Source organism: Oceanicaulis sp., from assembly GCF_965284345.1.
Lineage (GTDB): Bacteria > Pseudomonadota > Alphaproteobacteria > Caulobacterales > Maricaulaceae > Oceanicaulis > Oceanicaulis alexandrii_A.
In genome coordinates this window covers 1,045,866-1,068,819 of the sequence record NZ_OZ260073.1, presented here as the reverse complement: position 1 = coordinate 1,068,819, position 22,954 = coordinate 1,045,866, and the positions used below count along the sequence as shown (strand labels likewise).

The 22,954-nt window shown below is 63.0% G+C and carries 30 protein-coding genes; 15 read left to right on the top strand and 15 right to left on the bottom strand.

The window, feature by feature from the left end:
* Positions 1–68: 68 nt before the first annotated feature.
* Entirely contained in the window at positions 69–635 is a 567-nt protein-coding gene (gene efp / locus ACQ66J_RS05375; RefSeq protein WP_430432231.1) for an elongation factor P, read from the top strand.
* Between the two features lie 24 nt (positions 636–659).
* Positions 660–1,436 carry an inositol monophosphatase family protein gene (locus ACQ66J_RS05370; RefSeq protein ID WP_430432230.1) on the top strand — a complete coding sequence of 259 codons (777 nt, stop codon included), beginning with the start codon at positions 660–662 and terminating at the stop codon, positions 1,434–1,436.
* On the opposite strand, the gene ACQ66J_RS05365 is transcribed toward ACQ66J_RS05370, so the two are convergent.
* On the bottom strand, positions 1,433–1,825 hold the full coding sequence (locus ACQ66J_RS05365; RefSeq protein WP_375548105.1) for a hypothetical protein: 393 nt from the start codon (positions 1,823–1,825) through the stop codon (positions 1,433–1,435). The two genes, ACQ66J_RS05370 and ACQ66J_RS05365, sit on opposite strands and share 4 nt — an antisense overlap.
* Before the next feature lie 196 nt (positions 1,826–2,021).
* Here ACQ66J_RS05365 and ACQ66J_RS05360 point away from each other — a divergent pair, with 196 nt between their 5' ends.
* From ACQ66J_RS05360 to rpmE, 3 genes are all read left to right on the top strand, one after another.
* The gene (locus ACQ66J_RS05360) at positions 2,022–3,035 is read left to right on the top strand and encodes a hypothetical protein (protein ID WP_430430777.1); all 1,014 of its coding nucleotides are present in this window, start codon (positions 2,022–2,024) and stop codon (positions 3,033–3,035) included.
* A gap of 3 nt (positions 3,036–3,038) precedes the next feature.
* Positions 3,039–4,055 (top strand): peptidoglycan -binding protein, encoded by a 1,017-nt coding sequence (locus ACQ66J_RS05355; RefSeq protein WP_430430776.1) that lies wholly within the window; start codon positions 3,039–3,041, stop codon positions 4,053–4,055.
* Positions 4,056–4,248: 193 nt separating this feature from the next.
* Positions 4,249–4,470: a 50S ribosomal protein L31 gene (gene rpmE, locus ACQ66J_RS05350; RefSeq protein WP_107712276.1), complete on the top strand. Its 222-nt coding sequence runs from the start codon at positions 4,249–4,251 to the stop codon at positions 4,468–4,470.
* Between the two features lie 184 nt (positions 4,471–4,654).
* Here rpmE and ACQ66J_RS05345 read toward each other — a convergent pair whose 3' ends face one another.
* The gene (locus ACQ66J_RS05345) at positions 4,655–5,101 is read right to left on the bottom strand and encodes a DUF1465 family protein (RefSeq protein WP_430430775.1); all 447 of its coding nucleotides are present in this window, start codon (positions 5,099–5,101) and stop codon (positions 4,655–4,657) included.
* Positions 5,102–5,247: 146 nt separating this feature from the next.
* Positions 5,248–5,448, bottom strand: a complete 201-nt coding sequence (locus ACQ66J_RS05340; protein WP_430430774.1) for a DUF1192 domain-containing protein — start codon at positions 5,446–5,448, stop codon at positions 5,248–5,250.
* Positions 5,449–5,514: 66 nt separating this feature from the next.
* Here ACQ66J_RS05340 and ACQ66J_RS05335 point away from each other — a divergent pair, with 66 nt between their 5' ends.
* Complete coding sequence (locus ACQ66J_RS05335) at positions 5,515–6,498, top strand: NAD(P)H-quinone oxidoreductase (protein ID WP_430430773.1); 984 nt, start codon at positions 5,515–5,517, stop codon at positions 6,496–6,498.
* A gap of 166 nt (positions 6,499–6,664) precedes the next feature.
* On the top strand, positions 6,665–7,324 hold the full coding sequence (locus ACQ66J_RS05330) for a DUF1013 domain-containing protein (RefSeq protein WP_430430772.1): 660 nt from the start codon (positions 6,665–6,667) through the stop codon (positions 7,322–7,324).
* A 72-nt stretch (positions 7,325–7,396) separates the two neighbouring features.
* On the opposite strand, the gene ACQ66J_RS05325 is transcribed toward ACQ66J_RS05330, so the two are convergent.
* From ACQ66J_RS05325 to ACQ66J_RS05315, 3 genes are all read right to left on the bottom strand, one after another.
* On the bottom strand, positions 7,397–8,215 hold the full coding sequence (locus ACQ66J_RS05325) for an SDR family NAD(P)-dependent oxidoreductase (protein ID WP_375548112.1): 819 nt from the start codon (positions 8,213–8,215) through the stop codon (positions 7,397–7,399).
* A gap of 90 nt (positions 8,216–8,305) precedes the next feature.
* On the bottom strand, positions 8,306–9,175 hold the full coding sequence (locus ACQ66J_RS05320; protein ID WP_430430771.1) for a tetratricopeptide repeat protein: 870 nt from the start codon (positions 9,173–9,175) through the stop codon (positions 8,306–8,308).
* Positions 9,176–9,258: 83 nt separating this feature from the next.
* Positions 9,259–9,429 carry a DUF465 domain-containing protein gene (locus ACQ66J_RS05315; protein WP_375548114.1) on the bottom strand — a complete coding sequence of 57 codons (171 nt, stop codon included), beginning with the start codon at positions 9,427–9,429 and terminating at the stop codon, positions 9,259–9,261.
* Positions 9,430–9,535: 106 nt separating this feature from the next.
* Here ACQ66J_RS05315 and ACQ66J_RS05310 point away from each other — a divergent pair, with 106 nt between their 5' ends.
* From ACQ66J_RS05310 to ACQ66J_RS05300, 3 genes are all read left to right on the top strand, one after another.
* On the top strand, positions 9,536–10,150 hold the full coding sequence (locus tag ACQ66J_RS05310; protein WP_430430770.1) for a UbiX family flavin prenyltransferase: 615 nt from the start codon (positions 9,536–9,538) through the stop codon (positions 10,148–10,150).
* Entirely contained in the window at positions 10,147–10,632 is a 486-nt protein-coding gene (locus ACQ66J_RS05305; RefSeq protein ID WP_430430769.1) for a TIGR02444 family protein, read from the top strand. The genes ACQ66J_RS05310 and ACQ66J_RS05305 overlap by 4 nt, the downstream gene beginning before the upstream one ends.
* Before the next feature lie 122 nt (positions 10,633–10,754).
* Positions 10,755–10,964: a YdcH family protein gene (locus ACQ66J_RS05300; RefSeq protein WP_199235504.1), complete on the top strand. Its 210-nt coding sequence runs from the start codon at positions 10,755–10,757 to the stop codon at positions 10,962–10,964.
* A 22-nt stretch (positions 10,965–10,986) separates the two neighbouring features.
* On the opposite strand, the gene ACQ66J_RS05295 is transcribed toward ACQ66J_RS05300, so the two are convergent.
* A complete protein-coding gene (locus ACQ66J_RS05295) occupies positions 10,987–11,718 on the bottom strand; it encodes a GGDEF domain-containing protein (protein WP_375548117.1) in 732 nt (243 codons plus the stop codon).
* 268 nt (positions 11,719–11,986) lie between these two features.
* Here ACQ66J_RS05295 and arsH point away from each other — a divergent pair, with 268 nt between their 5' ends.
* The 3 genes from arsH (at position 11,987) to ACQ66J_RS05280 (ending at position 14,386) form a co-directional block, all read left to right on the top strand.
* Entirely contained in the window at positions 11,987–12,712 is a 726-nt protein-coding gene (arsH, locus tag ACQ66J_RS05290; protein WP_430430768.1) for an arsenical resistance protein ArsH, read from the top strand.
* Positions 12,713–12,800: 88 nt separating this feature from the next.
* Positions 12,801–13,310 carry a 5-(carboxyamino)imidazole ribonucleotide mutase gene (gene purE / locus ACQ66J_RS05285; RefSeq protein ID WP_375548119.1) on the top strand — a complete coding sequence of 170 codons (510 nt, stop codon included), beginning with the start codon at positions 12,801–12,803 and terminating at the stop codon, positions 13,308–13,310.
* Between the two features lie 2 nt (positions 13,311–13,312).
* On the top strand, positions 13,313–14,386 hold the full coding sequence (locus ACQ66J_RS05280; RefSeq protein WP_430430766.1) for a 5-(carboxyamino)imidazole ribonucleotide synthase: 1,074 nt from the start codon (positions 13,313–13,315) through the stop codon (positions 14,384–14,386).
* A 97-nt stretch (positions 14,387–14,483) separates the two neighbouring features.
* Here the strand turns inward: ACQ66J_RS05280 and ACQ66J_RS05275 are convergent, their stop codons facing one another.
* Positions 14,484–15,158: a COQ9 family protein gene (locus ACQ66J_RS05275; protein WP_430430765.1), complete on the bottom strand. Its 675-nt coding sequence runs from the start codon at positions 15,156–15,158 to the stop codon at positions 14,484–14,486.
* Positions 15,159–15,341: 183 nt separating this feature from the next.
* Between ACQ66J_RS05275 and rpsU the strand changes: the two genes are divergently transcribed.
* On the top strand, positions 15,342–15,611 hold the full coding sequence (rpsU, locus tag ACQ66J_RS05270; protein ID WP_375548122.1) for a 30S ribosomal protein S21: 270 nt from the start codon (positions 15,342–15,344) through the stop codon (positions 15,609–15,611).
* Between the two features lie 119 nt (positions 15,612–15,730).
* On the opposite strand, the gene ACQ66J_RS05265 is transcribed toward rpsU, so the two are convergent.
* Together ACQ66J_RS05265 and ACQ66J_RS05260 are read right to left on the bottom strand one after the other, a co-directional pair.
* Complete coding sequence (locus ACQ66J_RS05265) at positions 15,731–17,200, bottom strand: ABC transporter permease (protein WP_430430764.1); 1,470 nt, start codon at positions 17,198–17,200, stop codon at positions 15,731–15,733.
* 2 nt (positions 17,201–17,202) lie between these two features.
* Positions 17,203–18,150, bottom strand: a complete 948-nt coding sequence (locus tag ACQ66J_RS05260; RefSeq protein WP_375548124.1) for an ABC transporter ATP-binding protein — start codon at positions 18,148–18,150, stop codon at positions 17,203–17,205.
* Positions 18,151–18,269: 119 nt separating this feature from the next.
* On the opposite strand from ACQ66J_RS05260, the gene ACQ66J_RS05255 reads away from it, so the two are divergent.
* The gene (locus tag ACQ66J_RS05255; RefSeq protein ID WP_430430763.1) at positions 18,270–18,671 is read left to right on the top strand and encodes a DUF1499 domain-containing protein; all 402 of its coding nucleotides are present in this window, start codon (positions 18,270–18,272) and stop codon (positions 18,669–18,671) included.
* Here ACQ66J_RS05255 and ACQ66J_RS05250 read toward each other — a convergent pair.
* The 5 genes from ACQ66J_RS05250 to ACQ66J_RS05230 form a co-directional block, all read right to left on the bottom strand.
* Positions 18,668–19,168 carry a DinB family protein gene (locus ACQ66J_RS05250; protein ID WP_375548126.1) on the bottom strand — a complete coding sequence of 167 codons (501 nt, stop codon included), beginning with the start codon at positions 19,166–19,168 and terminating at the stop codon, positions 18,668–18,670. The two genes, ACQ66J_RS05255 and ACQ66J_RS05250, sit on opposite strands and share 4 nt — an antisense overlap.
* A gap of 173 nt (positions 19,169–19,341) precedes the next feature.
* Positions 19,342–19,962 (bottom strand): class I SAM-dependent methyltransferase, encoded by a 621-nt coding sequence (locus ACQ66J_RS05245; RefSeq protein ID WP_430430762.1) that lies wholly within the window; start codon positions 19,960–19,962, stop codon positions 19,342–19,344.
* 10 nt (positions 19,963–19,972) lie between these two features.
* Positions 19,973–20,965: an alpha/beta hydrolase gene (locus ACQ66J_RS05240; RefSeq protein WP_430430761.1), complete on the bottom strand. Its 993-nt coding sequence runs from the start codon at positions 20,963–20,965 to the stop codon at positions 19,973–19,975.
* Positions 20,966–21,154: 189 nt separating this feature from the next.
* A complete protein-coding gene (locus ACQ66J_RS05235) occupies positions 21,155–22,561 on the bottom strand; it encodes an NAD(P)(+) transhydrogenase (Re/Si-specific) subunit beta (RefSeq protein ID WP_430430760.1) in 1,407 nt (468 codons plus the stop codon).
* 3 nt (positions 22,562–22,564) lie between these two features.
* Positions 22,565–22,897 carry a proton-translocating transhydrogenase family protein gene (locus ACQ66J_RS05230; RefSeq protein WP_375548130.1) on the bottom strand — a complete coding sequence of 111 codons (333 nt, stop codon included), beginning with the start codon at positions 22,895–22,897 and terminating at the stop codon, positions 22,565–22,567.
* Positions 22,898–22,954: the final 57 nt, after the last annotated feature.

The window sequence follows — 22,954 nt, the reverse complement described above, 5'->3', positions numbered from 1 at the left end:
GCGCGGCTGAATTCATGGGCGGCGCTGAAGGTTTGTGCGGCGCGCCTGTTCCAGAAACGGACCTTCCGATGAAAATCAACGGCAATGAAATCAAGCCTGGCAACGTGATCAAGCACCAGGACACCCTGTGGGTGGCGGTGAAAGCGGATCATGTGAAACCGGGCAAGGGCGGCGCGTTCGCCCAGGTCGAACTGAAAAACCTGCTCGACGGTCGCAAGCTCAACGAACGCTTCCGCTCGGCGGATAAGGTTGAGAAGGTGCGCCTTGAGCAAAAGGACCACCAGTTCCTCTACCCTGAGGGTGAGATGCTGGTGTTCATGGACACCGAAAACTACGAGCAGACCAGCCTGCCCGTCGATTTTGTCGGCGAAGAACGCGCGGCGTATCTGACCGACGGCATGATGGTCGTTCTGGAAATTTACGAAGAAAAGCCCATCGGCATCGAGCTACCCAAGCATGTGGAGCTTGAGGTGATCGAGACCGAGCCGGTGGTCAAAGGCCAGACGGCGGCGAACTCGTTCAAGCCCGCCATGCTCACCGGAAATATCCGCACCGCCGTGCCGCCTTTCGTGGGTGTGGGCGAGCGTATTGTCGTGGCCACGGAAGACGGCGCCTATGTCCGTCGGGCGGAGTAAGTCTTGGCTCAAATTTCTGCACTGATGCAAGTCATGACCGACGCGGTCCGCAAGGCGGGCCGCCGTCTGGCGCGTGACTTTGGCGAAGTCGAACACCTTCAGGTGTCCAAGAAAGGCCCGGCGGATTTCGTCACCCAGGCCGACATGAAGTCTGAAGAGATCCTGTTTGACATCCTGTCCAAGGCGCGGCCCGGCTATGGCTTCGTGATGGAAGAGCGCGGCGTCGTCGAAGGCACCGACAAATCCCATCGCTGGATCATCGATCCGCTGGACGGCACGCTGAACTTCATGCACGCCCAGCCCCATTTCGCCATTTCCGTGGCGCTGGAGCGTGAAGGCGAGCTGATGGCGGGCGTGGTCTACAATCCCGCCACCGACGAGCTGTTTCACGCCGAGAAGGGCCGCGGCGCGTTCATGAACGACCGTCGCCTGCGGGTGGCCGAACGCCGCGAGCTGCATGATTGCGTGATCGCCACCGGCATGCCGTTCTTCGGCAAGAAGGGGCACGCCCAGTTCCTGAAGGAATTGCACCAGATCATGCCGATGACCGCCGGCGTGCGCCGCTATGGCGCCGCGTCGCTCGATCTCGCCTGGACGGCGGCGGGCCGGTTTGACGGCTTCTGGGAACGCAATCTGAAGTCCTGGGACATCGCCGCAGGCCTCGTGCTGGTGCGTGAAGCGGGCGGCTATGCCGGCGCGATCGATCCCGGCACCGACGTGCTTGAAACCGGCCATATCGCGGCGGGCAACGAGATGGTGATCAAGGAATTGCGCGAAAAACTGGCGAACGTCGCCGGTTAGACATGCGCATTCTGACCGTTCTGCGCGGCGCGACGGCTTTCAGGCCAGGCGCCGCGCGGCGCGTCCAGTCTGCCTTTCATGGCACGATCCGGCGCAGACGCCGGAACGCCATAGGTCCAGAGCTCGGAATGCACGCTGAGAAAGCCCGGCGTGACGATGGCCCTGAGCGGCATGGGCGGCTGTGCGCCGGCAACGCGGCCTTCTAGTGCGATCGGCAAGAGGCGGCACCCGTTGCGTTGGGCCAGTACGTCGCCGTCCACAGACAGGCGCGCCTGCGCCCATCCCCACAACGTGTATCCGCACTCCAGCACGATGTCGTGCCGGTTGATCCGGTAAGTCCAGCGTTTCAGTCTGAGCGACATGGCGGATCCGGTGCTGCGCTGCAACATCTGCGCCTTTATGGTTAATCCCGGTTAAGGTTTGAGGCAAGATGAATCTGGCGTGGATACGCCTCTGGGTGGAAAGCGCCTGAGGGTCTTCACCCAGCCCCATCCCTGCCTCATTCCCGCCAAGACCCTTGCGTTTGATAGCGGTGTAGGCCAAGCCTGCAGGGAGCTGACGCGTCAGATGAGGGAGCCGCATCGCATGGCTGATCCGAAAGGACCGCGCCGTAAGGCCCGTTTCACCGGACCGGGAAATTACATTCTCTGGATGGTGGTGTTTCTCGCTATAGTACTGGCGCTGGCGGCCGCGCTGCACCAGCCCCTGATCCTGGCGTTTGAGGCCAATCCGGCGATTAACGGCCTGATCCTGGGCGTTCTGTTTATCGGCATCCTCTACACGTTCCAGCAGGCGCTCGCCATCGGGCCGAGCGCGCGTTGGCTGGTGCGCCTGAACGAAGCGGATCATCCCGATCAACTGCCGAACCCGCCGGCCCTGATCGCGCCTATGGCGGCGCTGATCACCGATGCGGCGGACGGACGATCGCGCCTGTCGGCGGCGTCTGCGCGCGTGGTGCTGGATTCGGTCGCCGCGCGGATGGCGGAAAGCGGCGCCTTCACGCGCTATTTCGGACGATTACTTATCTTTCTGGGCCTGCTGGGCACGTTTTATGGCCTGCTGCTGGTGGTGTCGGATGTTGGCGACGCGGTGCGCGCCGTGTCGGCGACCTCCTCTGGCGCCGGGGAAACTGACGCCATGGCGTTGATGAGCGCGATTGAAGAGCCGATCGCCGGCATGGGCACGGCCTTCGCCTCGTCGCTGTTCGGTCTGGCGGGGTCTTTGATCATCGGCTTTCTCGAATTGCAGGCGAGCCGGGCGCAGAACCGCTTTTATAACGAGGTCGAGGAATGGCTCTCCACGATCTCGCGCCTGTCCAACGCCGGCCCGCAGGGCGCCAGCCCGGACGATGCGGGCGGCTCGGGCGCCTATGTGGGGGCTTTGCTGGAGCAGAGCGCGGATGCGCTGGACCGGCTGACCCATACGCTGGAGCGCCATACCCGCCAGCTTGAAACCATCATGACCCGCTTTGCGGATGACGCGGCGGAGAGCCAGCGTGAGAGCGCGCGCCTGCTGCGCGACGAGATCAAGGTTCTGGTGCGCGCGCTTGAAGCGCAGGCGCGCCTGAACCGGGAACGCGGCCAGGACCGGAACGAGTAAACCATGTCTCTGCCTCGGCACCTTCAGTCCAGCCAGAGCGATTCCGGCGATTACTGGCCAGGATTCGTTGATGCGCTCGCGACCTTGCTGCTGGTCATCGTCTTCCTGCTGGCGGTGTTCACAGCCGGGCAGTTCGCCCTGTCCCAGGCGCTGACCGGGCGTGACGAGCAGCTGGCGCAACTCAACAGCCGTTTGGCCAGCCTCGCCGAAGAGCTCAATATTGCGCAGAGCGAAAACGAGCAGTTGAGCTTGCGCGTGAGCGTGCTCAATCAGGAGAACGGCGCTCTGCAGGAAACCAACGCCGGGCTCAGCTCTCAAATTGCGGGCTTGCAGGACGGTCTCGCCGCAGCGCGCGCGAGCCTGGCCGAAGAAGAGGCCCTCAATGAAGAGGCGCAGGCCACGGTCGCGCTTCTCAATAACCAGATGGCCGCCCTGCGTGAAGAGCTGGCGCGGCTCAATGAGACGCTGAACGCCTCTGAAGCGCGTGAGGCGGAGCTGGAAGCCGAAGTGGTCAATCTGGGGCGCAGGCTGAATGCGGCGCTCGCCAGCGAAGTGGCGCGTCTGGCGCGCTATCGCTCGGAATTCTTCGGACGGTTGATCGAAGTGCTGGGCGACCGGTCCGGCGTTCGCGTGGTGGGCGACCGGTTTGTGTTTGAAACTGACGTTCTGTTCGCCTCTGGCTCGGCTGAGTTGAGCGAGGAAGGCCGCCGGTCGCTGGCGCCCATCGCCGGCGCGATCATCCAGCTCACCGGCGAAATCCCCGATGATCTGGATTGGGTGCTGCGCGTGGACGGGCACACCGACCGGGTGCCGCTAGGCCCCAATGCGCCCTTTGAGTCCAATTGGGAGCTGTCCACGGCGCGCTCCTTGTCGGTTATTTCCTATTTTGAAAGCCAGGGCGTGCCGCCGCGCCGCCTGCTGGCGGCCGGTTTCGGACAGCATTACCCGATTGCGGAAGGCCGCACCCAAGAGGCCTATGCCCGCAACCGCAGGATCGAGCTGAAGCTGACCTCGCGTTAGGGGTTTGTGAACCATAAATGCAGCTCAACGGCGATTAAGTTTTCGGTAAGCCCTTGTATTTGCGCGATCTGACTCAGGGCGCTTGAAACAGTCGATTTCGGGGTGTATACACCGCGCCTCAATTCATGCAGATTTCCACTTGTGGGCGGCTCTAACGGCCGCCTTCAAGCGTAAAGAGGGCCGGAGCGGCACGATGAAACAGGACATTCACCCCGACTATCACTTCATCGAAGTGGTGCTCCCGAACGGATCGCGCTTTAAGACTCGTTCTACCTATGGTAAAGAAGGCGCAGTGCTGCAACTGGACATTGATCCGTCCACGCACCCGGCCTGGACTGGTGGCAACCAGACCCTGCTGGATCGTGCGGGTCGCGTGTCCAAGTTCAAAGACAAGTTCAAAGGCTTCGGCGTCTAAGGCCCTATCCCCCCTCGATCGGGCAGAGCTTGGCTCCGTTGAAGTCTTTCGAGGAACGCCCGCAGTCTCCCCTCGGCTGCGGGCGTTTTTCTCGCCTGCTTGATACGCCCTTGAGGGTGTGTTGAACAAAAAACGGCCGCTCTCCGGAGCGGCCGTTTTTTTGTCTCTGAATGCTGCTCGGCTCTTAGCCGTCCGAGAAGGCGGCGCTGAGCTGGGAGAGCTGGCTGGCGACCGGATTGTCCGCCGGTTTCACTTCGGCTTCGAACAGGGAATCGTCAAGCCGCATCAGGCGTTCGTGCAATTCACGCGCGCGCAGGGCCAGATCGCCCAGACGCGGCGGGCAAGGGTCATCCCCGGCCGGCCAGCTGGGCGGGCTGAACTTGTTGGGGGACAGACGGTAGCGCTCCTCGGCGGCTTCATCAGCGTTCATATCGCCTTCCGCCACGGCACGCTGGGTCAACAGCCAGGAGGCGCATTGCATCAGCTGTGTGGTTAGCCCCATGGACTCAGATGCATAGGCCAGCGCGCCCGACCGTCCCAGACGCTTGGCGTCGTCGCGGCCCGGCCCGTCCAGATAGCTGGCGGTTTCCTCCACCAGATCCATACCGTCGCGGAAAAGGCGACGGAACATTTCAGAATCCGCAAAGTCGGAAACTCGGGCTGCAGTGTTGGCGACGTGAGGCGTGACCGGGGTCATATGGATATCCGTGCTGTCTCGTTACGCATCATCTCAAGAATGTATAGGAACTCTTAAGCAAGGCTGAGGCCAGACGCTTGTCATTGGGCGTCAGGCGGGCTGAAAAAGGCCTCTGCAGCCGACAGGCCGGCCTTCTTGTCCTTGATCGCGCTTTCTGTCCGGGCCATCTCTTGGCGTAAGGTTTCGAGCCGCTCGCTCAGTTGTTCGACACCCAGATCGCTCAAATCCTCGCCCGGGGTGATCGCCTCGGTGCGGGAGGTCAGCGGTTCATCTTGAAACATCAGCGCTCTCCTCTCTTGCAGACAAGGCGGCTGATACTAGTGCATTCACCCTTCGGAGTCCCGTTCATGGTTGATAATTCCTCGCGCATCGTCGTCGCCCCCGAACCGGGCGGGCCGGACAAGCTGGTGGTGAAGACCGTCAATCTGGCGCCGCCAGCGCCGGGCGAGGTGCTGATTGATGTGGCCGCCGCCGGCGTGAACCGGCCGGACGTGTTTGAACGCATGGGGTTTTATCCCGCCCCTGAGGGCGCGCCTGAAGGTCTGGGGCTTGAAGTGTCAGGCGCGGTGAAGGCGCTGGGCGAGGGCGTGACGGGGTTCGCAATCGGCGACCCGGTCGTGGCGCTGGTGTCAGGGGGCGGCTATGCGGACGTGGCGCGCGCCAAGGCGGGCAGCGTGCTCCCTGCGCCCAAAGGGATGGAGCTGACGCAGGCGGCGGGTCTGCCTGAAACCGTTTTCACTGTCTGGACCAATGTATTCGAAGCGGGGGCTCTGAAACCCGGTGAGCGGTTTCTGGTGCATGGCGGCGCCAGCGGGATCGGCACGACGGCGATCCAGATGGCCAAGGCGCACGGGGCCTATGTGATCGCCACGGCGGGCGGCGCGGAGCGGGCGCAGCTTTGCCGCGATCTCGGCGCGGATCGCGCGTTTGACTATCACGCCGAGGACTGGTCCGCCGCGATCAGCGCTGAGGGGGGCGCGGATGTGATTCTGGACATGGTCGGCGGGGATTATGTGCAGCAGAATCTCAATTGCCTGAACCGGCAGGGGCGTCTGGTGATGATCGCCTTTCTCAAGGGTAGCCGGGTTGAGGTGGATCTGATGGGCGTGATGCTTAAACGTCAGACCCTGACCGGCTCGACCTTGCGCGCCCGGCCCGATGCGGAGAAAGCTGCGATTGCTCAGGCGGTTCAGACCCATGTCTGGCCGTGGGTCGAGGCGGGCAAGGTGCGCCCGGTCATTGATTCCAGCTTTGCGCTTGATGAGGTCGCCAAGGCCCATGCGCGTATGGATGCAGGCGGGCATGCCGGCAAGATCTTGCTTGTCCCCTAGCGCCTGACGGCGGCGTGTCAGGGGTGTTTCCAGCGCGCGACAAGCGCGCTATAAGGAGGCACACACTTTCCCTCTTCTATCGTGAACGGCGTGATGAGGGGCGGTCGACGGCGACAACCCGGCGGTCCGCGCCGGGTTTTCTTTTGTTACGTGTACGAGGACTGACATGGCCGAGATTCTCATGCCCAAGGCGACGGCGGTTTGGCTGGTGGACAACACCGCGCTGAGCTTTGAACAGATCGCCGACTTCACCGGCCTGCACCATCTTGAGATCAAGGGCATTGCAGACGGCGACGTGGCCGCTGGCGTGCGCGGCGCGGATCCGGTCGCTTCAGGTCAGCTGGACCGTGAAGAGCTGACCAAGGCGGAAAATGATCCGGCCTACCGGATGAGCGCGTCCAAGCCGAAATACGCCGAGTTCCAGGAGCGCAAGAAAGGCCCGCGCTACACCCCGCTGTCGCGCCGGCAGAACCGTCCGGACGCCATCGCTTGGCTGGTGCGCAATCACCCTGAGCTGACCGATCCGCAAATCTCCAAGCTGATCGGCACCACCAAGACCACCATTGAAGCCGTGCGTGAGCGCACGCACTGGAACTCGCCCAACATCAAGCCGACCGACCCGGTGACGCTGGGTCTGTGCACGCAGATCGATCTCGACGCGCAGGTCTCCAAAGCGTCCGCCCGTCGCAAGCAGATGGAAGAGGACGGTCAGGTGATCGTCGAGGATGACACCCTCAAGCCCGCCGACGAGCAGGATGCAGACGCGTCCAACTCGCCGACCACGCTGGATGAGCTCTTCGGCAAGCCCAAGGGCGACAGCGAATAAGCCTTCAACAGTTTACGCCTGAAAAAGCCCGGCTCTGAGAGCCGGGCTTTTTTGTGGGCGCTGGCGGCGCGCCTAGTCCTCGTAGTCTTCGGGCCGCATGGTGTAGTTAAGCGCCAGGCGACCGCCGTCGGCATAAATGCATTCGCCGGTGACATAGCTGGCGTCCTTGCTGGCGAGGAACCAGGCGACGCCCGCGATTTCGTCGGGATCGCCCAGACGGTTCAGCGGCGTGCGCGACAGGATGCGTTTCATCGCGTCGCGGTCATCGGCCACAGCCTTGAGAATATCGGTGTTGATCGAGCCCGGGCCGATGGCGTTCACGCGCACGCCCCAGGGGGCCAGCGCCAGGGCCATGGACTTGGTCATCTGGTTGAGCGCGCCCTTGCTCATCGTATAGGCGAGCTGGTCGGGCAGGGAGACCACGGCGTTGACCGAGCTCATATTGATGATGGCGTAGCGCTTGCGGCAATCCTCGGCGCGCGCCTGCTCTTCCTCGATCTGCTCGACCATCTGCTTGGACGCGGCCTTGGCCACCAGAAAGGCGCCGCGCACATTGACGTTCATGACGGCGTCAAAATCGCTCGCCGACAGATCCATCACATCGCCCTTGGCGAGCGTGGCGGCGTTGTTGACCAGGATGTCCACCCGGTCAAAAGCAGACCGGGTCTCCGCCATCAGATTGGCGACAGCGAGTTTGTCAGACACATCGCAGCTGACAAACAGCGCGCGCTCCTTACCGGCATTGAGGGTTTCAACCAGGGCTTCCCCGGCATCGTCATCAATATCGGCGACCACGACCCGCAAGCCCTCTTCGACAAAGCGCCGGGCGCAGGCTGCGCCGATGCCTTTGGCGCCGCCAGTGATGATGGCCACACGATCAGAGACCGCCATGGGTATGCTCCATTTCCAATAAGTCGGCGGCGATCAAACAGATGCGCGAGAGCCCTGTAAACCGCTCAGTCAGGCTTTGTGTTGAAGGCGTTAGGGCGTGGCGCCGAAGACGCGCTCATAATCTTGGGTGATTTCAGGGTCGTCAGGCGATTGCGTATAGGCGCGCGCGTACAGGGCGTGCGCCTCTTCCACTTCGCCGATTTGTTCCAGCGCCGCGGCGAGCGAATGGGTGATCGAGCCTTCGTCCGGCGCGGCCTCGGACGCGGCGCGGCAGGTGGTCAGAGCATCGGCGGCCCGTTCGGCCCGGACCAGCGCCCAGCACAATGCGTTCAGCGCGCCCGGATCGTCTGGCTGCAGGCTCACCGCTTCGCGCGCATCCTCGATCGCCAGCGTGCTCATGCCAAGCTCGACGAAAGCGGCCGACCGGCCGATCCAGGCGGAGGCGTAGGACGGTTCGGCGCGCACGGCGGCGTCAAAGGCGGCCACGGCTTCGGCGGCGCGGTCCAGATCAAGATAGGCGGAGCCCGCAAGCACAGCGGTGAAGCCGTCTTCAGGTATGCGCGCCAGGGCGATTTCGAGATCCGGCAAGGCGTCTTCGGGGCGGTCCAGCTGCAGATAGGCGGCCGCGCGATTGCGGCGGATCAGCGGATTGTCCACATCGCCGTCATTGGCCTCCACCAGCGCGAATATCTGATTGTACGCGATCAGCGCCTCTTCCGAGCGTCCAGAGGCCAGATAGGCGGCGCCGAGCCGTGTGCGCAGTTCAGCCTCCTGCGGCCAGTCGTAAAACTGTTCGGCGAGACAGGCCTGGAAGGCGGTGATTGCGGCGTCCGCTTCATTCTGGGAGAGCGCAGCGTATCCGTCAGGGCAGAGCTGCTGACGCGCGCTTTGGGCGTGCGCAGCCTGGACGAACAGTCCCAGAATCGCAGAAATCGTCAGCAGGCGGAGAAGATGAGGCACGACCGAACTCGATTGTCAGCGGATCAAAAGAAAAGGGCGGACGCGGGGTCCGCCCTTTCCTGTCAGGCTAGCAGGATGCCTGGTTATTGTCGTCGCCTGAGGGCTTCAATCTCTTCTTTAAGTTTAAGCTTTTGTTTTTTAAGGGTGGCGACCGCGAGGGTGTCGGTGGAGGGGCTTTTCATCTGCTCGACAATCTGATGATCCAGCTTGTCGTGGCGGGCGTCCAGTTCACGAATACGCGCGTCAGTGGCCATATATGCCTCCCTTGCTCTAGGACTCACATTGAACCATCTGATAGCGCCAGATGACAATTCAAAATCGGTTGCGACATTTTATCGGAGTTAATCAGCAGTGACGGATATGACCCCAGATCGGCTTGTGGTCGGGATTTCCGGCGCATCTGGCGTGGTTTACGCCATGCGTGCGCTTGAGGCGCTGAAAACCTTAGGTGTGGAAAGTCATGTGGTGGCCTCCAAGGCGGCCGAGATGACCCTGTCCTACGAGATGGGTGAAAAGCCCAGCGTGCTGCGTGAAAGCGCCGACATGCTCTATAAACAGGCCGATGTGGGCGCCCCGATCGCGTCAGGCTCGTTCAAGACTCGCGGCATGCTGATCGCGCCATGTTCGGTGCGCACGATGAGCGAGATCGCCACGGGGGTGACGTCCTCTTTGCTGACCCGCGCCGCCGATGTGGTGCTCAAGGAGCGCCGCCTGCTGGTGCTGATGGTGCGTGAAACCCCGTTTCATTTGGGTCATCTGCGCACCATGACCCAGCTGGCGGAGATGGGCGCGATCATCATGCCGCCGCTGCCGGCGTTTTATGCGCATCCCAAAAGCGTCGATGACATCGTCAATCAATCCGTCGGTCGGGCGCTCGACCTGTTCGGGCTCGACTGGGACGGCACAAAGCGCTGGGGCGAGGATCTTGAGCAGGGACGCCGCCCGCAAGCGCGGATGGGGTCGAGGACTGAATGAGCGCGTTCTGGACTTTCTCCGTCAAACTCTATGGCAAGGACGGCGTCAAATCCGCCTGCCTGGCGTTGCAGGCGGCGGGCCTGGACGTGAATGTGGGGTTGTGGATCGTCTGGACGGTGATGAACGGGCGTGATCCGGGACCGGCCCTGGGGCAGGCCGTGGAGCTGTCTGCGCTGTGGAGCGCGCGCGTGGTCAAGCCGCTGCGCATATCGCGCGATCACCTCAAGCAGCCGTTTCAGGGCGTCGAGGAAGACGCCGCGCGCGCCTTGCGCCAGAAGGTGCTGGCGGTCGAGCTCGAGGCGGAAAAACTGGAACAATATGCGCTTGAATCGCTGGCTCAGGCCTGCCCGGAAAATCGCGAGGAGGATCGCCGCGCTTTGGTCCTGCGCCGGTTGGATGAGTATGCCGCCCGCTGCGGTGCGGCGGGCCAAAGTGCGACCGCCTTTGTGGAAAACATTTTCGAGACGAGCAAAAATGTGTAATATGGGCGTCCTCGAAATGAAGTGAGCGCAAGCGACACGCTTTTTGCGCCCGAGGTCTTTTCGATAATCTACTCAGCCGGATATGACCGGCCTGTGTCTGATTGAAAGGGTCGATCTGGACAATGGATGGCGAGTTGGACGAAACCGCGCTCAAGCGCCAGCTTGAGGATTTACAGCTTGAGCACCGGACACTGGACGAGGAAGTCTCGGCGCTGGCGGAATGCGGCGTCACCGATCAGCTCAAACTGGTCCGTCTCAAGCGTCGCAAGCTGTATCTGAAGGACGAAATCTATCGTCTGGAAGATATCCTGAACCCTGACATCATCGCCTAGAAGTGCTTTGTGGGCGCGCGCTTTAGCTGGCGGCGCGATCCTTGGCGGCTTGTTTGTGTGCATACATGGCCGCATCCGCCGCTGCGATGGCGTCTTCCACCGCTATGCCGGATGAGAGCGGGTGCACGCCCCAGGCGGCTCCCAGAGCCAGCTTTTGGCCTTTATGGGTGATGGCGCTCTCCGAAATCGCTTCTGAGAGATCGCGCGCCTTTTCCTTGGCGGCGCTTTCAGGCGTCAAGGTCAGCACGATGCCGAATTCATCCCCGCCCAGCCGTCCGACGGCATCAGTTTCACGCACATGATCGGTGATCAGAGCAGCGACCTGTTCCAGGGCGGCGTCTCCAGCAGCGTGTCCATGCTGATCATTGATCTGCTTGAAGCCGTTGAGATCGAGATAGATCAGGCTGGAGGGGGCGTCATGGCGCTCCGCCAGCGACAAGGCCTTTGAGACTTCGCGCAAAAAAGCGCGGCGGTTCAGCACCGGCAGGAAGGCGTCCCGGTCCGCCAGGCTTTCCAGCTCGCGCATGCGTCCGCGCAGGGCTTCGGTCTCACGACGCAGCTGGTCGACTTCCCCCATCAAGGACAATAGGGCGCGCTGGACATTGGGCGTCAGCTCGGCTTCCGGCACGCCCATGATGGATGCGCTGTCACTCGGCGCGCTCGTCCCCCGCGGCGCAGCCTCGCTACGCCGGGTGTCCTCGCGACGACCCACAGGGCCGGGGCCAGCGAGCGGACCGCCGGATCGTATTCGCATGTCGCGGGCTCCATAACACAGGGCTTTCATCCTAAGCCTCGGCGCTTGTGGTAAAAAAACCGTTCATTCATGACAGATCGGGCGCTGTCTGAGCCAAGCCTGGTACGGGGCCGGGGTGTTTCAACTCAAGGTCATCCGGATGCGCCGTGAGACGAGAGCCTGGGCTATGACGCGCAAAAGCATTTCAGGACTTCTTGAATGGTTGGGGCATGTCCCTTATTTCAGGATTGCCTAAAATGTTGAGGGCGATTTGAAGCGGAGAGCCTGCGTGTCTGATGTCAAAACTGACGCCCTGCCCAATTTAGCGGCGGATTGCATCGCGCCGATCAAGACAGACGTTTTGGCGCCGGGCGGGCAAATCACCCATCAGCCGCGCATCTTGCTGATGTATGGCTCGCTTCGGGAGCGCTCCTTCAGCCGTCTGGCGGTCGAGGAGGCGGGGCGCCTGCTCGAGCTGATGGGCGCCGAGACCCGCATTTTTCATGCACACGGATTGCCGTTGCCCGATGACGCCGAGGCGGATCATCCCAAAGTGGCTGAGTTGCGAGAGCGGGTGACTTGGTCTGAGGGCATGGTCTGGTGCAGCCCCGAGCGCCATGGCGCGATGACGGCGGTGATGAAGGCTCAGATCGACTGGATTCCGCTGGCGCTGGGCGCCGTGCGTCCGACCCAGGGCAAGACGCTGGCCCTGATGCAGGTGTCAGGCGGGTCGCAAAGCTTCAACACCCTCAACCAGATGCGGGTTCTGGGTCGGTGGATGCGGATGATCACCATCCCCAATCAGTCCTCGATCCCCAAGGCGTTTCTGGAGTTTGACGAGGCCGGGCGGATGAAGCCCTCAGGCCTTTATGACCGCATCGTCGACGTCATGGAGGAGCTGGTGAAGTTCACCTGGCTCACCCGCGAGCACGCCGATTATCTGGTCGACCGCTATTCCGAACGCAAGGAAACCGCCGAGGAATTGATGGCGCGCGTGAACCAGGCCGCGCTCTGAATACAGTGCAGTCTTGGGTTTTGCTTGACCAAAAGCGCGCCACAGTTAAGTTGACGTGCTTTCCAATCGCCTGTCAGGCAAGGCTATTATGAGCGAAAGCAATTCGAGCGGCGCACACGCCGCTCCCATCTCCATCATCATGGGTTCGCGTTCGGACTGGCCGACCATGAAGGTCGGCGCCGATCTGCTGGATCAACTGGGCGCGGCGTATGAGACAAAAGTGGTCTCGGCGCACCGGACGCCGGATCGTCTGGTGGAGTTTTCCAAGTCTGCAGCTGATCGCGGCGTCAAAGTGATCATCGCCGGCGCGGGCGGCGCGGCGCACCTGCCGGGCATGGTGGCGTCGATGACCCATCTGCCTGTGCTGGGCGTTCCGGTGCAATCGCGCGCACTGTCGGGCCTGGACTCGCTTCTGTCGATCGTTCAGATGCCCGGCGGCGTGCCGGTGGGCACGCTGGCCATCGGCGAGGCAGGCGCCAAGAACGCCGCCATCATGGCCGCCTCCATTGTGGGCCTGTCTGATGACGCGCTGATGGACCGCCTGAAAGCCTATCGCGCGTCGCTGACGGAGTCGGTGGCTGAGAGCGTCGAGGACTGATCATGACTGACGCGCTCGCGCCTTGCGCCCGGATCGGCATTCTGGGCGGCGGCCAGCTGGGCCGCATGCTGGCGCTGTCTGCGGCGCGACTGGGCCTTGATGTGGTGATCTTTGATCCCGAACCTGATTGCCCGGCGAGCCGGGTGGCGGTGGAGACCATCACCGCCGCCTATGATGATCTGGACGCTGTGGCGAAATTCGCCGCCAGCGTCGACGCCGTCACTTATGAATTTGAGAATGTGCCCGCCGCGACCGCCGCGGCTGCGGCCGAGCATGCGCCCTTGCGTCCGGGCGCTTTGGCGCTGGACGTCGCTCAGGACCGCCTGACGGAAAAAACCTTCCTCAATGAGCACGGGGCCCGGACCGTGGCGTTTCGCGCTGTGGACACGCTTGAGGGCCTGCAGGCGGCGATTTCAGAGCTGGGCCTGCCCGCCATCCTGAAAACCCGGCGTTTTGGCTATGACGGCAAGGGCCAGGCCGTGATCCGCGAGATGGCGGAGGCGGAAGCCGCATTCGCCGCCATGAACGGCCAGCCGGCCATTCTGGAAGCCTTCGCGGATTTCACGATGGAGCTGTCCATCATCGCAGCGCGCGGCTTGGATGGCGAGGTCGCCGCCTACCCCTTGTCTAAAAACCGGCATTCAGGCGGTATTTTGCGCGAGAGCTTCGCCCCTGCCGAGATCAGCGAGGATCTGTCGAACCGCGCCTTCGCCATGGCCGCCAGCGTGCTCAAGGCGCTCGACTATGTGGGCGTGATGGGGATGGAGCTGTTTGCGCTGAAAGACGGAACGCTGCTGGTCAACGAGATCGCGCCGCGCGTCCACAATACCGGTCACTGGACGCAGGACGCCTGTCATGTCTGCCAGTTCGAGCAGCATATCCGCGCCGTGGCCGGCTGGCCGCTGGGCGATACGGCGCCGCATTCCTCGGCACAGATGATCAATCTGATCGGTCATGACGCCGATGCGTGGAAACACTGGCTCATCAAACGCAAGGCGGTGCTGCATCTCTACGGCAAGCGCGAGACGCGTTCGGGCCGCAAGATGGGCCATGTGAACGTGCTGGGGCCGCTCTAGCGCCTCTTTCCCGGCCTTGAGCCGGGATCCAGGGTCTATAAGGCGCTGCGTGTCCGGCTCTCTATCCCTGCTTTCGCAGGGAAAGAGAAGATGTGACCTACTTCGCCCGCCGCATCCCGTAGCGCAGATCGCCCATCATCGCGGTGAGGTCCGGCAAATTCTTGGTGAATTTGCGCACCTGACCCTTCGCCTTTTCAAACTGCATGATGTTGTCGATGCGGCGGCCGAGGAATTCTGCCGTTTTGGCGCGGTCCTCGCTGTCGTCTTCCAGCCAGATGGCGAAGGTCGAGGCGTAAACGCCGGAGAGAATCGCCCGCTTGGAATAGAAATTCCCATCCGTGCTCGTATCCCCGATCGCGCTCCAGATCATGTGCGAGGTCGCCCAGACCAGACGGGCGCCGCGATCCAGTCCGTCAGGCAGCAGCAAGCGTGCGCGCGCCCGAGCGGCGGCCTCTTCCTCTCCCTCGTATTGCGCCAGACGCAGGAGCACGCCTTGGCTGACCTTGTCGCGAATCCGGTTGGCGGGATTGGCTTCGATCTCGGCGCGGGCCTGGGCGTCACAGCGACGCGTCCAGGTCTCGATCACATCGAGAATCCCTGCCGGGCAATAGAGTTGCACCTCGCCTTCGCTCAAACCGGCGTCTCTGGCGGCTTGGGCGAGGGTGGCCTCGCTCCAGCCGTCAAAGGCGGCGTTGGGCAGGGCGGCGTCCACCAGCGCGTCGCGGGCGGCCTGGGCGCGAGAGGGTGCGGAGTTTTGTGCTTTTGCGGTCATGATGGTATATCTAGTTCGCTCTAAGCCTGACGTCACGGGGCGTTTCGCCGCGCTCTGTGCTGGACAGGGGCTTTCAGACCCGGTATATCGCCCGCCTCTGTTGGAAGCGATCCGGCGCGGACGTGGAGCCACGCGGCTCTTTGTGTTCGCGTGAGCTATACGTTTCAAAGTCCGGAGCGGGCTTTGAGCACCTATTCGAAGGGAGAGAGTACCATCGTTCAGATCGTCGTGCGCGATAACAACGTTGAGCAAGCGCTCAAGGCGTTGAAAAAGAAGATGCAGCGGGAAGGCACTTTCCGCGAGATGAAGCGCCGCAACCATTACGAAAAGCCGTCTGAGAAAAAAGCGCGCCAAAAAGCGGAAGCGATCCGTCGCGCCCGCAAACTGGCTCGCAAGCGCGCCCAACGTGAGGGCCTTCTGCCCAAGCGTGGCGGCGGCAGTGCTCGCCGCTAGGACGCTGCGCCGGGCTTAACCGCTCCAAAGCAGACACGAAAAACCCCGTACGCCTCGCGTACGGGGTTTTGCTGTATCTGAGCGTACCTGACAGAGAGGCTGAGCCTGAGCGTTTCCGCTCAGGCTTTTTTCTTGCCGCCCATCTTCAGGAGCTTGCGCACCGAGTCCGCATTGGCGTGGCCCAGCGCGCCCTGACGGAACACCGCTGCGGCGCCCCACAACACCACGACCGTGGTCGCCACCATCAGCGCGCATGCCGCTGCGAGCTCCCAGAACGGCGGATCGGTGGGCAGGCGGGCCATCATCACAAACGGCGTCCATAGCGGCACCCAGGAGCCGATCTGGATCACCATGGAATCAAGCGCATTGATCGAGAACACGATGATCAGCATGGGCAGCATCAAGATCCAGATCACCGGGCCCATCAGCGTCTGGGCGTCCTGCAAGGTGTCGCACAGCGAGCCCATGGCGAGGAAGATCGCGCCATACATCAGATAACCGCAGGTGAAGAAGAACAGACCCGCCAGCAACAGGCCCGGATCAAACACGGACGTCAGAAGCTCGAGAAGGTCGGGGTCGATGGAGGCGAGGGCGGAGCCGCCAAGCGTGCTCAGACCGACGCCCACCCCGCCCCAGACGGCGAACAGCGTGACTGACACGCCGGCCACGCCCAGAAGCTTGCCCAAAAGGATGTCTTCCAGCCGCGCGGTGGAGAGCAGCAGCTCGATGATCTTGCCGCCCTTCTCCTCGATCATGGAGGTGAGCAGCATGTTGGCGACCGAGAACACCGCCATCCACAGGATGAAGGCGAGGCCCAGCGCCACGAAGAAGGGCGCGCGATCGGCGAAGGTCACTTCCTCTTCCACGCCCGCATCGCTGCTGACATCCAGGCTGGTGACCAGAGGCCGGATGTCGAGAATGGCGTTGATCTCGTCAGGGTCGAGCCCTTCGCTGACCAGCGCGTGCTCGCGCATATTGGCGCGCAGGATGTTGCGCACATCGGTGCGCAGATCGTTATTGGTCAGGTTGGCCGACAGATAGACCAGCTCCAGACCCTGCTCGGGATGAGGGCGGATGAAGAAGGCCGCAAACAGTGATTTCGGGCCTTCAGGCGTGTCCATGGTCTCATCGCCCGACAAATAGGCGCGCAGGGCCTCGACAGTCTGCGCAGGCGGGTCGACCTGCACGGCCTTGGTGCGGCCGGCGTCCAGCGCGCTGGCGGCGTCTGACAGGCCTACAGACGCCAGTGCGTCTTCGGCTCTGCTGACCCCGTCGGGGTCTTCATCAAAGATGGCGAGCGCACGCGCGGCGGCGTCATCGCCGCCCATGCTGCTCGCCATCATCTCGATGGCGTTGCGCACGCGCTCCCGGCGTTCTTCAAACCGGGTATCTTCGATCAGGCGGTCGAGCCCCTGGCCGGTCTCGTCGATGACGGTGAAATAGCGCACCGGCTGGCTCGACTGGATCAGCGCCGGGGTCAAACCGCCGATGGCGGCGAAGATCGGCACCGCCAAGAGCGACAGCCAGAAGCCCCAGGTGGCCACATAAGACAGGTATTCGCGGCGGGCGATCAGGTATGCAGCGCGCATGATCAGGCCTCTTCGCTGACGGTTTCGACCGCATCCTCGCCCACCAGGGCGACGAAGGCGTCGTGAAGATGGGGGCGACGGGGCTCGAACCGGGTCAGCGGGACGCCGGCCTGTACGCAGGCGCGCAGCACGTCCTGCGCGTCGACGCCGGTCTTGAGCGTCAGGTGCAGGTTGATCGCGCCGTCGGGATCGGCCTCCAGCGTCTCCACCTCGCCCAAATCGGCGATGACTGAGGCGAGGTCAGACCCCGCCGCGGCGCCCAAAGTCACCTGGCGCGGCACCCGGGCGAGGGCTTCGTCCACCCGGCCGTCGAAAACTTTCTGGCCGCGCGCCATGAGGATGATCCGGTCGCACAGGCGTTCGGCGTGCTCCATCACATGGGTGGAGAATAAAACGGTGCGTCCCGCTTCGGCCTGTTCGCGGATAACCTGCTCGAGCATGGCCTGGTTCACCGGGTCGAGGCCCGAGAACGGCTCGTCGAGAATGATGAAGTCGGGCTCGTGGATGATGGCGGAGATGATCTGGATCTTCTGGGCCATGCCCTTGGAGAGTTCCTTGATCTTCTTGGTCGCCGCATCCTTGAGGCCGAAGCGCTCAAGATAGATCAGCGCCCGACGTCGCGCTTCGCCGGCGGACAGGCCTTTGAGGCGGGCGAAGAAGACGATCACGGCTTCGGCGGTCATCTTGCGATAGACGCCGCGCTCTTCGGGCAAAAAGCCGACCCGGTCCATGCTCATGGCGGTGGGCGCGCCGCCAAACAGCGTGACGCTGCCTTGGTCAGGCGTGATCACGCCCAGCGACATGCGCAGCGTGGTGGTCTTGCCGGCTCCGTTCGGACCCAGAAAGCCGGTGATGTCGCCTTTGCGGGCCTTGAACGACACATTGCGCACGGCGGGCTTGCCGGCGAAGGTCTTGCTCAGGCCGTCCACCTCCAGGGCGTACTCAGTCATCAGATTGGATGCTCCCGAAACACATTTCTTCAAGGTTTAGGGTGATGCGCAGGGGTAATCCAGCTATGAATACGGGAAGTGAATCGTACGCGATGGTATCGCGCAGGATGGAGTGAACCATGGCTGACCGAGCTTTCCCGCTGGATTTTGCGACTCTGGTCCCCGATACGCGGCCGCGGCGCTGGCTGGTGCTGCCTTCGGGGTTTGAAGCGGCCGCCTCGCCTGACCAGGACAGCCCGGTCTTTGAGCAGACTCCAGAGGCGGTGCTGGAGGCCTTCAAGGCCGTGGCCCTGGCTGCGCCGCGCGTCACTTTGGTGCGCGAAGAGGCGGGGCAGGTCGAGCTGGTGCAGCGTTCGAAGGTATTTCGCTTTCCCGACTACATCACAGTCCAGGCGTTCGAGACGCAGGGCGGCGCGGCGCTGGCGATCTATTCGCGCGCGGTGATCGGCTATTCCGATATGGGTGTGAACCGCAAGCGCATCAAAGCCTGGCTTGAAAACCTTCAGGCGGCGCTGACCTAGGCGGTCGGCAGGGCGAAATACAACAGGTCGAGCGAAGGCGGCTCGGCCACGCCCAGCTGACGCAGGATGTGGGTCGCCTGTCCGCGATGATGGGTCTGATGATTGTACAGATGGGTCAACACCACGCCCAGCGGCAGGGCTTTGGCCTCGCCGCGCGTGTTGACGTATTCCAGCGTGTCTTCAAGCTGATCGGCCCGCACTTCGGCCGCGTAATCCATCAGCCGCTTGTCCTCGACCTCGCGCGCTTCGCGCAGATCGGAAAACTGGTCAAACAGCGTCGCATCCAGACGGTCAGGCGCATCGCCTTCGCCGGTCAGGCGCTTGAGCCAGATCCGGTCCGCCGTCAGCATGTGATTGAGCGTGCCGTGCAGGCTGGTGAAATAGGCTTTCACATCCCGTTTGCGCTCAAAATCATTCAGCGCAGTGGCCGCGTCATACAAGCGGGCGTTGGCCCAGGTGTTGTAGGCCGCCATGCGGGAGGGGTGGCTGTAAAGCATTGCTCTATGACGTCACTTCTGCAGACGGCCGATCAGGATGCGGCCAGGGAGCCTAAGTGTAAGCAGGCTGCTCCACTTGGGGCCAGAGCGGTTTCAGACCTCTGGCCTAGCACTTTGTTATTGATGGATCATCGCCCTGTAAAGACGAACCATCGGCGCAGGGACACGCGCGATTAGCGCAGCATCGCCGCACCGGCATAGTTGAAGCTGGCAAATTTCGGGCTTTTGGGCAGATAGTCCGCTGTCATGTCCGAGATCGAAAACCCAGCCGCTTCGATCAGCGCGTCCGGACGCCGGGTCAGATGACAGCCGCCGCCGATGGGCTTCCACACCGGCTCGATGATCTTTTGCCAGCGCTGAACGCCCGGATCTGGCGCGAGGCCGTGTTCAGAGAACAAGAGCCGCCCGCCCGGTTTCAGCACCCGTCGCATCTGCGCCAGGGCCGCGTCCACATCAGGAATGGTGCAGGCGGTATAGGTCAGGACCACTGTATCCACGCTGTCATCGTCGAGCGGAATCTCTTCGCCTGGCAGATCAATCAACTCCACCTCGACCGGGCAGGCTTCAATCGCCGCCGCGGCCTTGCGGCGCATGCCCATCGAGGGTTCCAGCGCAAAGACGCGGCTGACTTTGCCTGGATCATAAAATTCCAGATTGGGACCCGCGCCGAAGCCCACCTCCAGCACGCGCCCTTCCGCTTTCGGGACCAGACGCGAACGCTGTTTCATGATCTGCGGCGCGCCGCAGGCGCAGCCGATCAGATGGGGCAGGATATGGTTTTCATAAAAGGACATGCAAAGAAGGCTAGCGCGCTTTGCGAGCGGGGGGAACGCGGCCTTTCGTCAGCTCGGGCCGTGCATCCTCACGCGGCAGGATCGGGTCGATCACGCTCATCTCATGCTCTGCGGGCGCTTGCCCGCCCAGACAGGCGCAGCTCTCGGCGAAGAAGCGGATATGCTGGTTGAAGACGGCCTGGGTGTAGATGCCGAAATGGTTCGCCCCCTTCACAAGGGCTGCATATTTCGTCGACAGGGCCGCGTCATAAAGCCGGCGCCCGCGTCCCTGAGGGATGACCCGATCCTGATCGCCGTGAATCCAGAGCAGAGGCGAAGTCACCCGGCCGATCTGGCGAATGGAATCATAGCGCTCGCGAAAGATCGCGCGGGGCAAGAGCCAGGCCGTGCGCGAGCGGACAAACTCGCGAAAGCTGTCATAGGGCGCATGAAGGATCAGTCCGCCCACAGGCCGCGCGGCGGCCAGTTGCACCGCTGTGCCCGACCCCAGGCTCTCGCCATAGACCACGATCCGGCCCGGTTGGATCCCGTCTGCGACCAGCGCGTCAAAGGCGTGGATGGCGTCCGCGACGTTCGCCGGTTCGCTGGGGCGTCCTGTGGAGCCGTTAAAGCCGCGATGGGCGAGGGCGCTCAGTCCCCATCCCGAGGCGATGAACAGGCGAAAAAACCGCGCCCGCCGCCACAAGGCCCGGCGATTGCCGTGCAGGTAGAGGATATGGGGCAGGGCGTCGCGCTCGGCCTCGGCGCGCCAGATCACCAATGTCTGGCCGTCCGGCGTGACAAGCTCGGTCTCGCGCGTGCGCTCCAGCCCGCAGTCTGAGGGGTGGATGCGCGTGGGATCGGTGAAATAGAGCATGCGGCGCTGGGAAACGAACAAGATCAGCCACACGCCGTAGACCGCCAGAAGGACCAGTGCGCCATAGCGTAGCCAGTCCGGCGCAAGCGTCCAGACCTCCCAGGCCCTGCCCCATGCATGGGCCAGCCCCTCTAAAGCGGCGTCCATCCCCGTCACGCCTGTCCCCCTTGGCGTTTGGTCTAGAAAGGCGGAGCGGGGGGTGAGAGTCCAGCCTCAAGCGATAGTCAGGATTGGAAAGCAAGGGGGTGCGGCGCCGATGCCTCACCTGGGCTGATGCAAAACGCCCCGCCGCGGACGGGTCCGGGCGGGGCGTTGAGACGTGACAGGCAATCACTGTTAGTCGAGCGCCTTGACGATGCTTTCGCTCATCTTCTTGGCGTCGCCCAGCAACATCATGGTGTTGTCGCGGTAAAACAGCGGGTTCTCGATGCCGGCATAGCCCGACGCCAGCGAGCGCTTGACGAAGAAGACGGTTTTCGCCTTCCACACCTGGAGCACCGGCATGCCGTAGATCGGGCTTGAGGGATCATCCTCGGCGGCGGGGTTGGTGACGTCATTGGCGCCGATCACGAAGGCCACGTCGGCGGTGGCGAATTCCGAGTTGATGTCTTCAAGCTCGAACACCTCGTCATAGGGCACCTGGGCTTCCGCCAGCAGCACGTTCATATGCCCCGGCATGCGGCCCGCCACCGGGTGGATGGCGTAAGACACGTCCACGCCCTCTTCCTTGAGGGTGTCCGCCATTTCTTTCAGCGCATGCTGGGCCTGGGCCACCGCCATGCCGTAACCGGGCACGATGATGACCTTGCCGGCGTTCTTCATGATAAAGGCGGCGTCATCGGCCGAGCCTTGCTTGACCGAACGATCCACATCGGTCGCCGCAGCGGCGGCCGTGGTGTCGGCGCCGAACCCCCCGAGGATCACCGAGATGAAGGAGCGGTTCATGCCCTTGCACATGATGTAGGACAGGATCGCGCCCGAGCTGCCCACCAGCGCGCCGGTTATCAAGAGCGCCGTGTTCTCCAGCGTGAAGCCGAGCGCCGCCGCCGCCCATCCCGAATAGGAGTTGAGCATGGAGACCACCACCGGCATGTCCGCGCCGCCGATGGGGATGATCAGCAAGACGCCCAGCACCAGCGCCAGCACCGTGATGATCCAGAAGGCGATCTTGGCGTCCCCGCCCGATGCGGTCAGGAAGGTGATGAAGACGGCGATGGCGATGCCCAGGGCGAGATTGAGCCAGTGTTGCCCCTTGAAGACGATGGGCGCGCCGCTCATCAGGCCCTGAAGCTTCATGAAGGCGATGACCGAGCCTGAAAACGTGATCGCGCCGATGCCGACGCCCAGCGACAGCTCGACCAGGGACAGGCCTTTGAGCTTTCCGGTGGCGGTGGCGATGTTGAACGCTTCCGGTTCGTAAAGCGCGGCGGCGGCGACGAGCACGGCGCACAGACCGACCAGCGAGTGAAAGCCCGCGACCAGCTGGGGCATGTCGGTCATGGGGATGCGGCGGGCGATCACCGCGCCGATGCCGCCGCCGATTGCGACTGCGCCTAGGATCAGAACAAGGCCCAAGCCGTCCAGCTGGACGTAGAACAGGCTGGTGCCAATGGCGATCGCCATGCCGGCCATGCCCAGATAATTGCCCTGACGGGCGGTTTCCGGGCTCGACAGGCCGCGAAGCGCCATGATGAACAAAATGCCCGAAGCCATATAGAGAAGTGCGGCGAGATTGGCTGACATGTCTTAGCCCTCCGCCTTCGGCTTGGCCGCCGGCTTTTCTTTTTTCTTGTACATGGCGAGCATGCGCTGGGTGACGAGGAAGCCGCCAAAGATGTTGATGCTGGCGAGGATCACCGCCAGCACGCCGACGCCTTTGGAGAATTGCCCGGCCTGGTCCATGGCCGTGGCGCCCGCCGCGATCAGCGCGCCGACAATGATCACCGAGGAGATGGCGTTAGTCACGCTCATCAAAGGCGTGTGCAGGGCCGGGGTCACCGACCAGACGACATAATAGCCCACGAAAACGGCGAGGACGAAAATCGCCAGGCGAAAGACAATCGGATCAACGGCTTCCATATCAGGCTCCGTATGCGAGGGCGGTCAGGGAATGAGGGGCGGGGCGGGCGGCGTGCG